6 protein-coding genes and 1 tRNA gene are annotated in these 12,087 nt (G+C 61.5%); 2 read left to right on the forward strand and 5 right to left on the reverse strand.

Annotated elements, in window-relative coordinates:
• Nucleotides 1-7: 7 nt before the first annotated feature.
• Both J2T55_RS05380 and J2T55_RS05385 read right to left on the reverse strand, forming a co-directional pair.
• Entirely contained in the window at nucleotides 8-3,367 is a 3,360-nt protein-coding gene (locus J2T55_RS05380; protein WP_259054687.1) for a UvrD-helicase domain-containing protein, read from the reverse strand.
• On the reverse strand, nucleotides 3,360-6,077 hold the full coding sequence (locus tag J2T55_RS05385) for a PD-(D/E)XK nuclease family protein (RefSeq protein ID WP_259054688.1): 2,718 nt from the start codon (nucleotides 6,075-6,077) through the stop codon (nucleotides 3,360-3,362). The genes J2T55_RS05380 and J2T55_RS05385 overlap by 8 nt, the downstream gene beginning before the upstream one ends.
• A gap of 238 nt (nucleotides 6,078-6,315) precedes the next feature.
• Here J2T55_RS05385 and egtD point away from each other — a divergent pair, with 238 nt between their 5' ends.
• The gene (egtD, locus tag J2T55_RS05390) at nucleotides 6,316-7,314 is read left to right on the forward strand and encodes an L-histidine N(alpha)-methyltransferase (RefSeq protein ID WP_259054689.1); all 999 of its coding nucleotides are present in this window, start codon (nucleotides 6,316-6,318) and stop codon (nucleotides 7,312-7,314) included.
• Between the two features lie 73 nt (nucleotides 7,315-7,387).
• On the forward strand, nucleotides 7,388-8,314 hold the full coding sequence (locus J2T55_RS05395) for an alpha/beta fold hydrolase (RefSeq protein WP_259054690.1): 927 nt from the start codon (nucleotides 7,388-7,390) through the stop codon (nucleotides 8,312-8,314).
• Here the strand turns inward: J2T55_RS05395 and J2T55_RS05400 are convergent, their stop codons facing one another.
• From J2T55_RS05400 to J2T55_RS05410, 3 genes are all read right to left on the reverse strand, one after another.
• On the reverse strand, nucleotides 8,315-8,953 hold the full coding sequence (locus J2T55_RS05400) for an endonuclease (protein WP_259054691.1): 639 nt from the start codon (nucleotides 8,951-8,953) through the stop codon (nucleotides 8,315-8,317).
• 141 nt (nucleotides 8,954-9,094) lie between these two features.
• Nucleotides 9,095-11,398: a mechanosensitive ion channel domain-containing protein gene (locus J2T55_RS05405; protein ID WP_259054692.1), complete on the reverse strand. Its 2,304-nt coding sequence runs from the start codon at nucleotides 11,396-11,398 to the stop codon at nucleotides 9,095-9,097.
• A 506-nt stretch (nucleotides 11,399-11,904) separates the two neighbouring features.
• Nucleotides 11,905-11,994: transfer RNA gene (locus tag J2T55_RS05410), tRNA-Ser, on the reverse strand.
• Between the last annotated feature and the right edge of the window lie 93 nt (nucleotides 11,995-12,087).

Consider the following 12,087-nt stretch of genomic DNA (forward strand, 5'->3'; position numbering starts at 1 on the left):
GCGGCATTCAAGTTGATTGATACAAACCATTACACTCGCGCCAACCAGCCATGAGCGGGAAGTAGAGCCCGAGCTTTACAGGCCGCTGATCCAGCGCGTACATGAACTCGGCATAACGTTCGAGCTGCGGCTGGTAACGCTCCCGTTCCTGGTCGAGGAACGCTTCCGGACTGCCGCCGGTGTGACTGCCGGTCTTGTAGTCGATGATCCAGCGCATACCGTCTTTATCAACAAACGTGCGATCGATAACAACGCTTTCCAGGCGGCCATTGTTGAAACGCGTGAGTGCCAGTTCCGAGTCGGCCTGTTCATGGCTGTTGTCGAGTATCCAGTGGCCACGCGTGTCATTCAATGTGGTCTGCAGGGCCTGCCGTACCTGATCGACTGCAGCGGCCCGGCGTTCTTCCGGCAGGCCCTGCTGAATGAGCAATGCCTGGATGGTCGGATTCAATTGATCGATGCGCGGCTGCGGCCAGGCACCGGCGCCGTCGCGGGCAATACGTTGCAATAGCCTATGCACGACTATGCCGATAACGCGCGCGGTCTCGCCGGCCCAGGAAAACTCGATCGGCAGGGCCGCGTCGGCCGCTTCCGTCAGCGGCGTCGGCAAGGCGACGGGTGCGGCCAGTGGCGGTACGGACCAATCGGCGCGCAGGCGTGTCGGCGTATAAACGGATGCCTGTGCATCCGTATGGCCCGCATCATCCTCACCATGGTAATCCGCCAATGCATTTTCATAGCTGGCCGCCAGCTGTGGCCAGAGCAGGGACAGGGCACTGCCGGACTGCGGCGCTCGCAGTTCATACGAACCGTCGTCCTTTTCCTTCACAGTGGTATGACCGAGCAGATGCAGTTCGCGTCGGGCACGGGTACAGGCGACGTACAGCAGGCGGCCGCGTTCGTACTCGCCGCGTTCCCGGTCCAGTGTCTGGATGAAACGGTAGACGCGATCGCGCTCGGCGCCGGCGGCGGTCAGCGGCGCGATCAATAAATCCGCATGTTCCTCGCGCTGGCGGATCTGCCACAGCAACAATTGCGGGTCGTCGTGGCGCGGCCTGCGGCCAAGTCCCGGTATGATCACGCGATCGAATTCCAGGCCCTTGGCCTTGTGCACGGTCATGATCTGCAGGACATCTTCGCCCACCTCCGGGTCCGGCGGCGCGAACAGCCGTTCGAGTTCGCGGACCAGTGCCGCGCCGTTCAGCAGATCGCCGCCGTCTTCCATGCTTTCCAGCAAGCGGAAGAAAGCGGCCGCATCGTCCAGCGCCGCGGCGGCATGCACGCAGGCCGGACCGCCGAGCGCGTACCAGGTGGACTCGACCGTATTGCGCAGCGTCTGCCGGCGACGATCGGCAATCGCGGTATTGAGCACCTCGCGCACACGCTGCAGCCGTTGCCTGCCGTCATGAATTAATAATGTGTCATCTGCATTGATCAACTCCGGACCGGTGGCTTCCGGTTGCCGGGCCGCCAGCGCGTGCAGGTCCTGGCGCGTCAGGCCGCACCACGGCGCGCGCAGTAGCGACAGCCAGCTGATGCGATCCGCCGGATGCACCAGCGCCTGGGTCAGCGCGAGCAAATCGAGCACCACCGGCTGATGGCCGAGCCGCTCGATCTCCATGGCGCGGTAGCGAATGCCCTGCTGCCTGAGCAACGGCACCAGGCCGGCGAGATGATTGCGCGTCTGCACCAGCACGGCAGTGGTTGCACCCGCCGGCATGGGTTCATTAATAATGTCGAGTACCTGCTGTGCCTCGGCAACGGTGTCGTTACTGAACTGCGGGTACACCGACACGGCCCGGCCATCGCCGGCATGCCAGACGGCCGACGGCGCGTACGGCACGGCGCCGCTGGCGATGTCCGGGCGCTGCGGCAGCACTTGCTGAAAGCATTGATTGACCCAGTCGACGATGCCGCCAGTCGAGCGGAAGTTGGTGCCGAGTTGCAGTGGCACCAGCGGAATATCACCGAGGCCGTGCGCTGCCGTTTCCAGGAACAGGCCGACTTCGGCGGCGCGGAAACGGTAGATCGACTGCATGGGATCGCCGACCAAAAACAGCGTGCGGCCATCGCCGCGCTGCCAGCCGGCGGTCAGCAGCTTGAGCAATTCATTCTGGATGACGGAGGTGTCCTGAAACTCGTCAACCAGGATGTGGCTGATACGGTAGTCCAGCCGCAGGCCGAGATCGGTGGGATTGTCGGCGTCGCCCAGGGCCTGCAGCGCGCGCGCGGCCATCTCGGCAAAATCCACCTTGCCATGGGCGCCGAACACCACTTTCAGCTGCGCCACCGCCAGCGGCAGCAGTTCGGCCAGCGCTTCCAGCAGCTGCCATTGGCGATCCCCGAAGCGTGGCTCGGGCAATTCGCGCACCGCGTGCAGGCGCCGGCGAAAATCTTCCGCTGCAGCCAGGTCCAGCAATAACTGTTCAATGCGCGCCTTTTGATCCTTCGCCTCCGGTGGCAGGCCCTGGTTCTTGTTCAGCTTCTTGCGCCAGCCGCCGTCCCGGGTGAGCAGCAGCTCGGCCAGACCGCGCCACTGTGGCAGGGCGTCGACACTGGCGGCCGGCAGCGCGGCCAGATCGCGGCAGCCGGCAATGGCACTGGCGTCGGCCTCGAGATTGTCGGCGGCAAAGCCGGCCAGCGCGACGATGTCATCAGCGGCCGTTTCGGGCACGCACAGGCGCAGCTGTTCCAGCTGATGCATGATCTCGTTTGCCAGCGCCTGTTCGGCGTAGGCGCGATCGGTGCTGGCCGTGATCTGCGTCAGCCACTGCTCGCGTTTCGGTAGCATGGCCGTGAGCAGGGCGTGCGTCTTGTGCCAGTCGTTGTCGAGGTGGTTGAGTAGCGCGGCGATGGATGCGGACCAGCGCTCGCCGGACTCGAGCATCTCCAGCGTCTGGCGCACCGCTTCCTCGTACAGCTCGACCGGGGTTTCGGTGATCTGCGGCTGGGCGCCGAAGCCGGCGAGCAGCGGCAACTGACGCGTCAGTTCGGCGTTGAAAGCATCGATGGTCTGGATGCGCAGCCGCGCCGGATTGTCGGTCAGCTGCCAGTTCTGCTCGCGATCGCGTTCGCATGCGGTTTGCGCGAGTTCGCGCAGACGTTTTTCATTTTCCGAGTCGGCCGGTTCATCGGCCTGGCGCAACGCATCGAGTACCCGCTGGCGCATCTCGGCGGCGGCCTTGCGGGTGAAGGTAATCGCCAGGATCGCCTCCGGCCGCTCGACAGTCGCCAGCAACCGCAGATAGCGCTTGATCAACAGGTCGGTCTTGCCGGAGCCGGCCGGCGCCTGAACGATAAAGGATCCGGCCGGGTCCAGTGCCTGCTCGCGTACGGTCTGATCGGGCGGCTGTGCTGTGTTATTCATCGCCCGCCTCCATGTCGTGGCTGCCGAGGCTGATCGCGTCGATACGGCAGAGTGTGTACTGCGGGCAATAGCGGCAGGTCTGGCGCGGATCCTTGGGATCGACGTCGCTGTCGCCGGCGCCGAAGGATCGCGCCAGCGCGCCCAGCTGCGTTTGCCAGTAGGCGAGCAGGTCCGGCAGCGTCGCGCAGTCCGGCGGCAGTCGCTTCCATTCGCCGACCGCATCGATGCCGGGCGCCACGCCAGAGCGATCGGCGACACCGGCGTACTGCAGCTCACCGATGCGCAGCTGGGCAAAAGCGATGCCGGCCAGGTGATCGCGCTGGCTGAGCGCGTACAGCGGCAGCTGCGGATCGTCCGGGCGCTCGTCGACCCAGACGCGGGTGTCCACGCGGCCGGTCTTGTAGTCGATGATCAGCCGACGGTTATCCTCAAGTCGATCCAGCCGGTCGATGCGACCGGCGAATTCGAGATCCTCGATGCGGATCGCCTGCTCGCTTTCACGCGCCTCGACACTGAACGGCGCGCGTTCACGATCGAGTTGCAACCAGTCATTCGCGAGTGACTGCAGGCGCGCAGCCTCGACCTCGCGAAAGCGTGGCGGCAGTTGGCTGGCGTGCTTAGTTTCCCAGTCATTCAATGCCGTCCTGACGCAGCGGCCGACGAGTTCGGACTGCGCATTGGCGTCCAGCGCCAGCAACGCGCTCTGATCGCGCAGTTCGTCCCAGACCACACGCATGACCTCGTGCACCAGTGCGCCGCGGCCGGCGGCGTCGAGGCCGGGCACCGGTTCCTCGAGGGCGCGCGCATGCAGGCGGTGCTCGGCAAAGGCGCGGAACGGACAGGCCGCCTGGTTGCGCAGCACCGCGGTGCCACCGCGCAGCGGTTCGTCCGCTTGTCGCGGCGGCGGCGGATCGTCGTTAAAGGTCTCCAGCGGCGGCGCACTTGCGTACAGGCCATGCGCCAGGTCCGGCGCCGGCTCGTTCTCCTCAGTAACCGTCGGCAGGTGGGCCAGCAATGGTGACACCCGCAGCACGGCGTCACCTTCCTGCTGCGGCCAACTGACGACAATTCGCGGCGCGCTGGCAAGCAGGCGTTCAGTGGTACGGCGGGCGTAGTCGAGTTCGCGCTCGGCGGTGGCATGCGGCAGTTGATAGCGGCGCTGCAGCGGGATAGGCAGCAGCGGATGCGGCCGCGGGCTGGCCGGCCAGACATCATCGTGCAGCCCCATGATCCAGAGCCGATCGAACTGCAGCCCGGCCGCCTCCAGCAGGCCCATGATCTGCACCGGCGCAGCGGCCGACTGTGGCTGGAACAGCCTGTTGTTCGCCAGCCGCTTGAGGCTCGCGACTGCCTGCGGCCAGCCGAGCGGTCCGGCGTAGGCATCGAGTTGGGCGAATTCGCCCAGCAGTTCCCACCATGCGGTAACGGTCTGGTATTCGGCGCTGGACAGGCTGCGACCGCGCGACCAGCCGAGCGCCGCCAGCCAGTCGCCGATCCAGCCGGCGTGCGTCGCCGCCGTCGGCCGGCCGCCGAACTGTTCGGCCAGCGACTGGCACTGCGCGATCGCCCGCTGCAGCAGCGGGCAACCGGCCTCGCCGGCATGGTAGTGCAGATCATTCAGACTGACCTGCTCGCGGCCGCGCCGGCGCAGGCGGGCGTCCAGCCGCGCGCGACCATCGGCCTCGCTGTCGGCGCCGACCAGAAACGGCGAGCGCAGTAACGCGCCGGCCGTGGTCCAGCTGACCGGTCCGGCGGCCAGTTCCAGTGCCAGCAGGGCGTCGCGCACCAGCGGCATCGTCGCCAGCGGCCGGCCCAGCGAAATATTGTACGGCCGCTCGGCGTCGGCTCCCGGCAGGCGTACCCCCGGACACAGCAGTTCGTCGAACACACGTGCGATGGTCTCGCACTGGCTGGCCAGGTCCTGGACGACGATGCCGATGTTCAACGCCGGGTCCTGTTCCAGCTGCTGCCGCGCCCATGTGGCAGCCTGGCGGATCTCGGCGGCAGCGTCGACGCAGGGCAACTGTTCGCAGATGGCCTGTTCGTGTTCGGTAGCGGGCAGCGGCGTCACCTGGCAGCCGTGCTCGGCCAGCGTATCCAGCAACGCCTGCTGCTGCGGCCGCAGCTCGTCGAAACCGGCCAGATACAGTTCGGCGGGCACGGCCAGTTCGCCGTCGGCAAATGCCTTGTTGATGACATCGGCCAGGCGCGGCGGGTCCAGCCAGCCGTCGCGCTCGCTGCGGGCGATGAAGGTTTCCAGCCAGTTAGCAAAGGCACGCGTGTCCTCGTGATCGGCGAAATCCTGGCCGGCCTGCAGGGCCGACAACGGTACCTGCCAGCCGCATAACAGATCCCGCGCCTCGGCAGCGCTGGCGGCGGTGGCACCGGACTGCAGCAGCGCCCTGCCCGCTGCCGAATGTTCAATAATGGACTGCCAGACCGCCTCGGCCTGCTGCGCACCGAGCAGCGCCGGCGGCGCCGTCCCGGCGGTATCGAGGCCTGCAGTGTCGAGATGATAATCGAGCCAGGCGTCGTAACAGTGCTTGAGCCACGCCTGCCAGGAATAAATCGGCGCGCGCGTCCAGACTTCATGGCCGGCTTCACGGCTGAAGTCGGCATGCCGCAGGCGCAACTGGCGCGCGAGACGATCGTTGGCGGTGATGATCGGCGCGCCCTGCTGAAAGGCCTGCTGGAATATACTCAATGACATGACTTATAGATCGATCCCTGTCTGGCCGACGATCATCGCAAGCGCCGGCAAACGTTCCGGTCAATGTTGCGAAGCGACCAATAAAACAAACGATATCAGCTGTTTATGATATGTCCATTGCATCAGCACCAGTACCATTAAACGCTGGCCTCGTCCGATGACCGATGCTAGTCTGCCATAAAAGCAAGTCGTCGCGACCTGTCATCACACACTCTCTAATAACGGACATCCTTGATCAATGGCGAACACTGATCCGCTCATCAAAGCCAATGCTGACGTTGTCTGCCAGGTTCTTAAACCGGCACGGCCGGTGCCCGATATTATTGAAGACGCTCGCAACGGCCTGCTCAGTCGGCCGCGCACGCTACCGCCCAAATATTTTTACGATGCCCACGGTTCGGATCTGTTCGAGCGCATTACCGAAACGCGCGAGTACTACCCCAGCCGTACCGAGAACGAGCTGCTACAGCGTCATGCGCGCGACATCATCGCGTCAAGCAATCCCGACCAGATTCTCGAACTCGGCAGTGGCAGCTCGCGCAAGACCCAGCGGCTGTTCGACGCCTGCGTCGACCTCGGCCACGCCTGCAATTATGCACCGATGGATGTCTGCGAGGACATGCTGCTGCAGGCCAGCCAGGAACTATCCGGCAAATATGACTGGCTGGCGATCAATCCCATCGTCGGCGATTATCACGCCGGCCTCGACAATCTGCCTTCGTTTACCGGCCGCCGACTGTTCGTGTTTCTGGGCAGTACCATCGGCAATTTCGAACCGGCAGCGGCACAGCGCTTCATCAATGAAATCGAAAAATGCATGCGCGCCGGCGATCGTCTGCTACTCGGTGCCGACCGGGTCAAGGACCCGGCGATACTTGAAGCCGCCTACAACGATAACGACGGCGTGACTGCCGCATTCAACCTGAATGTGCTGCGCGTGCTCAACCGCGAACTGCATGCCAATTTCGTACCCGATCGGTTTCGGCATCGTGCCGAGTACAACCCGACGCACCAGCGCATCGAAATGCGACTGGTCAGCGAGCATGAACAGCACGTCCATCTCGGCCGGCTGGAGGCCGACATCAAGTTACAGAGCGGCGAAACTATTCTGACCGAGGTCAGCCACAAGTTCACACCAGAATCACTGCAGGCACTCGTTACACACAGTGGCCTGACACTGCAAGAGCATTACCAGGCCGACGACGATTACTTTTCACTGATACTCGCCCATAAATAAGCCGGCCACACTCACCATGTATCGCAAAACAGGCATTTTCGGGATGACGGACCGTTTCATCCCGGCATTAATTATGTCGCTGTTGTTTATGCCGGCCTCGTCTGGAGCGGTCGATGTCAGTATTGGAAAGCCTCCCGGCAAGATGTATGACGTCGGCGGTTATGACCTGCAGTTGTACTGTACCGGCAGCGGTGGACCGAAAGTGATTGTTGATACCGGACTCGGCAGTTCATCCATGGAATGGCTCGCGATCCAGGATCGTGTGCGCAAACATGCACGGATCTGCAGCTATGATCGCGCCGGTTACGGCTGGAGCGACGAAGGTCCGGGACCGCGTACCGCCGCGTTGATGGCGAAGGAACTGCACAAATTGCTGCAAGCGGCCCAGGAAGCGCCCCCCTATATCCTGGTTGGTCATTCCTTTGGCGGCTACATCGCCCAGCACTTTGCCGAAAGCTACGCCAATGAGGTTGTCGGCATGGTACTGGTGGATTCATCCCATCCCGAACAGACCAGGCGCCTGCAACAACTGGCCAATCTCGAGGCCGGTGATAGTCTACAACAGGCGCATGCAAGTTCAGTCAACCCGGTGATGCTGAGCCAGCCGCGCGGCAACCCGGCCGGTAATGCCCGGGAGATCGGTGAGTTCCTGAATTCACGCCGCAAGGCGATCTTCGCGCAAATGGATGAACTGTCGAACTTCGCCGAAAGCGGCGCGCAGGTGGCCGAGTTGCGACCGTTCCCGGAAATGCCGCTGATTGTGTTGAGCCGCGGCCAGCCGGTCTGGGGTGAAACACCGGCCGGTCGTGCGGCCGAGGCACAATGGCAAATGCTGCAAAAGGAACTTGCGCAGCTGACCAACCACAGCGAGCAGCGCATCGCCCGTCACAGCGGGCATCACGTGCATATCGATCAACCGGAACTGGTCATCGAGGCCATTACCGATATCGTGCGCGCCAGCAACCTGCAGCCGACCCGGAACACGGCCGGCATCGACTGATCAGAGATCATCGGCCAGTTGTGGCTGATCGATAAACGGGTTGCGGTTGCCTTGCAGGCGCTCGATCCGATCGTTGCGGTTCATTTCCTGTTCGCTGGGCGGATCCACCCGGTTCCAGGACTTGAGCAGCTCCATGTCCTCGGCCAGCGGCAACCCGTACTCGCGCTGCATGTAGAGCAATGTCCGTGCGATATTGCCCTTGGCAATATCGCGCGGCTCCACGCGGCGACCGCGACGACGAAAATCGCACTCCTGAAAACGCGACTCGGCACTTTCAATCCCGGCGAAATAGGAATCGGCCCGCTGGATTACCACAGCACCGGTGGCCGGATACATGTTGTGCAGATCAGCCTCGATACGCCGATATTCATTGCCACGCTCCTGATTGCAACGCAGGCGACTGCTGCAACCCAGAGCGCGATAGACACGCGGCATCGAGTAAATATGATCGATGGTTGCCATCACACCATCGCCGTTGCCTTCCGCCTCGAAACGCAGACCACAGTACAGCGTCCAGCCGCCACCCGGGTACAGGGTTTCCCAGAAATGACCGCGCGCGGTATCGAAATCCGTCAATTCATCCTGGGCGATGACCGGTGCAATCAGCAGGGGAAATAACAACAGCAACAGACGAGACATAAGACGGACACGCAGGTTAAACCAGCGCCGATTATGCCCCAGCTGTACGATTACAGGAATAGCGGATCCGGCCAAAAACCCTGGTCAGCAGCCATGCCGACCGTGTTTGCGCCCGGCATGGTCTGACTGGATCCTGCTGCGTTACTGCTCGGCATCCGCCTCGTCGAAGTCGCCACGCGCCTGCGGATTGGCTTTCGCCGCGCCCGCCTGACCGCTTTGGTCGGCGCCCAGGCGGGCCGGCGCTTCGGTCAGGCGTATCGGCGCCACCGGCGCCGAACCGTCCTTGTCCTCGCCGAAGTACAGGGTCATGTGCGGGAACGGGATCTCGATGCCGGCGGCATCCAGGTGACGTTTGACCAGGCGGTTGTACTCGCGACCGACTGCCCACTGCACGCCCGGCAGCGTCTTGATGCGCACGCGGATATTGACCGAGTTGTCGGCCAGTGCTGTAACGCCATGCACCTCCAGATCGCCGATGACATTCTCGCGCTGTGCCGGATCGGCAACCAGTTCTGCGAAGGCTTCACGCAGTTTTACGATGACCTCGTCGGTGTCCTCGCGGTAGGCGACACCGTACTCACCCACGTGGTAGGCAAAGTCACGCATGTAGTTGGACACGCTGTCGACCGAGGAGAACGGAATCAGGTGATAGGTACCAGACAAATCGCGAATGCCGAGTGAACGAATGGTCAGTTTTTCCGCCGTACCGGTAATGCCGCCAGCGGTGACAACATCGCCGGCATTGATGGCATTTTCCATCTGGATGAAAACGCCAGTGATGATGTCCTGAACCAGCTTCTGGGCACCGAAACCTATGGCCAGACCGAGCACACCGGCGCCAGCCAGCAGCGGGCCAATGTTGATACCGATCTCGGCGAGCACGATCATCAGCGTCATGATGATCATGGCAATAGCCACGGCATTGCGGAAAATGGTCAGCAATGTCTTTTCACGCGCAGTCGGTTCACCACGACCACTATCCGGATTGAGACGATGCTCGATCCAGCTGGCCAGCCCGATCCAGATCAGCATGGCCACCAGCAGAATTATGGCAACCGTGAGAGCTGTACCGATGACATGCGTACCGGCTTCCGAGGCCAGCCAGGCGGTCAGACTGAACAGACCCCAGGCATCCATGACAACGGCGATGACCGCGACCAGGATGACCACACGTACAACTTTCAGGGTCGTCGGTATAAAGGCATTCAAACGCTGTTCCAGCTGTGGAAAGCGTAAGCGCGTCTGTTCGGGTACTCGTAACGGCTGACCGATGCCCTGCCCCATTAACAGAGTCAGGAAGATACCGACAGCGATCGCCAGCAGTGTCTGGGCAGTAGCCTTAAGCATTAGCGGCAGTGCGTCCTCCGGTCGCACCATCATGGCCACCACCAATGTGACGAAATAAAGTATGGCCAACACATGCCAGCTGCGTGCCAGCATGCCGAGACTGACCCGCGAGAATGTGAACGAGGCTGTCCGTGCCTGGACCTGCAGCTGTTCCTTGACCGAGACCCGGTTCTGCAGAATAACCACCAGCGCATAGGCTAAAGCCATCAGCATGATCAGTGTACTGACCATCTGGCCCAGAGCTACCGACAACAACGCGTTGATCATCGGTACCACCAGCATGATGCCGTAACCGATAAAGCCGCTCAGACGCGCCAGCCATGCATTCCAGTAAGCTGCAGTTTCCGCCGACATCGGTAGCAGACGCAGACCCTCATCGCGCGACGCAAAGATAATGCGCAATAAGGCCTTGAACAGCTCGACGACGAGGAAGGCATTGAGGAACAGCGACTCACGCGTGTCCATGCTGCCGCTGTCACCAAGCACGAACAGTGCAAACAGATAGCCGCCCACCCAGGCCAGTACGATCACCAGAAAATCGACAATCGCCGAAGCCAGAACGGCAGCACCACGACGCAGCAGTGTCTGGCGCCCGTCCGGTTGTTTCAGAGCCCAGCGATTGGCCAGGCTGAACAGTGATCGCGCCAGGCGGCGCAATATAAAGTAGAGGGCGACCGTGGCGACGATCACCAACACCAGGTTAAGCGCGCCCGTCGCCGCCGCACTCCAGTCAACGGCATCGTCGCTGCTGGTCACGGCCACCAACGCAGCACTACCATCGCGGAATTTCGCGATCATTTCCTCGGCAAATGTCTGCGTGTTATTGGCTATTTTACGGGCAAACGATGGTTCCGCCGCAGTGACAGTTTCTATTGCCGGCGACTGACCGGCATCATTAGCAGGTTCCGTTTCAGCCGACAATTGCCGCAACTCATCGATCAGACGTTCCCGCGCCTCATCGTTCTCAAGGAGTTCGGCCAGCGTTGCGTAGGATGCCTTGTCGCCGGCACCGGCGGTTGCTTCATCGCTTTGGGCGACAACCGTGCCGGCGAATGTGACATTAAAGAATAACAGCAGTACGGCAAGCGGATTGACCATCCATTTTCCGGGCAAAAAAACCACGACCCTCTCCATCACAAGCATGAATTGATTGTCACAGGCACCGAGGTCAGCCCTGTGGCCGAACGAGTATACAAACGATGGAGAAAATTACAAAAACAACGCGCAGATCATGAACACACTTTGCATGATTTACATGCGTTATTACCTGGCAAACGTTTTATATAATGGACATATCCTTGTCATGTATATGAACAGAAGTATTACACAATGAAATAAACCGGACCGCATTCGTTCAACTCATAGTTGAACTGTAGCCTGCAATCAGATCATAAAGTAAAAATGGCTAATAGAAATTGCCACATAAAGTTTATAGTCGACTCTTGCCTATAACGGACAGGTACAATATCAAGTAAGAAAGAAACGGGCCGACCACAGGCTTTCAGGATAAAACCAGGTTGTCGAACCACATTACTTCGAGGGGTTCGAATCCAGCATTCACAAGTCCATAAAAAAAGGGGCGCAAGGCCCCTTCTTTCATGCATTGGCGGAGAGGGAGGGATTCGAACCCCCGGTACCCGCAAGGGTACAACGGTTTTCGAGACCGCCCCGTTCGACCGCTCCGGCACCTCTCCAGTTTTCAATCTGCTCTAACTTCAACGCCGCTATGCGGCGTGTACAACGGTTTGGATTCGGTCGCCTATAGCGACCTTGCCCGGTACCACGAT

This window comes from Methylohalomonas lacus, assembly GCF_024808875.1.
Lineage (GTDB): Bacteria > Pseudomonadota > Gammaproteobacteria > Methylohalomonadales > Methylohalomonadaceae > Methylohalomonas > Methylohalomonas lacus.

Bases quoted from the DNA above. Each gene is read 5' to 3' on its own strand.
- egtD (WP_259054689.1), top strand. From the start codon at position 6,316: ATGGCGAACACTGATCCGCTCATCAAAGCCAATGCTGACGTTGTCTGC.
- J2T55_RS05395 (WP_259054690.1), top strand. From the start codon at position 7,388: ATGTCGCTGTTGTTTATGCCGGCCTCGTCTGGAGCGGTCGATGTCAGT.
- J2T55_RS05405 (WP_259054692.1), bottom strand. From the start codon at position 11,398: ATGGTCAATCCGCTTGCCGTACTGCTGTTATTCTTTAATGTCACATTC.
- J2T55_RS05400 (WP_259054691.1), bottom strand. From the start codon at position 8,953: ATGTCTCGTCTGTTGCTGTTGTTATTTCCCCTGCTGATTGCACCGGTC.
- J2T55_RS05380 (WP_259054687.1), bottom strand. From the start codon at position 3,367: ATGAATAACACAGCACAGCCGCCCGATCAGACCGTACGCGAGCAGGCA.
- J2T55_RS05385 (WP_259054688.1), bottom strand. From the start codon at position 6,077: ATGTCATTGAGTATATTCCAGCAGGCCTTTCAGCAGGGCGCGCCGATC.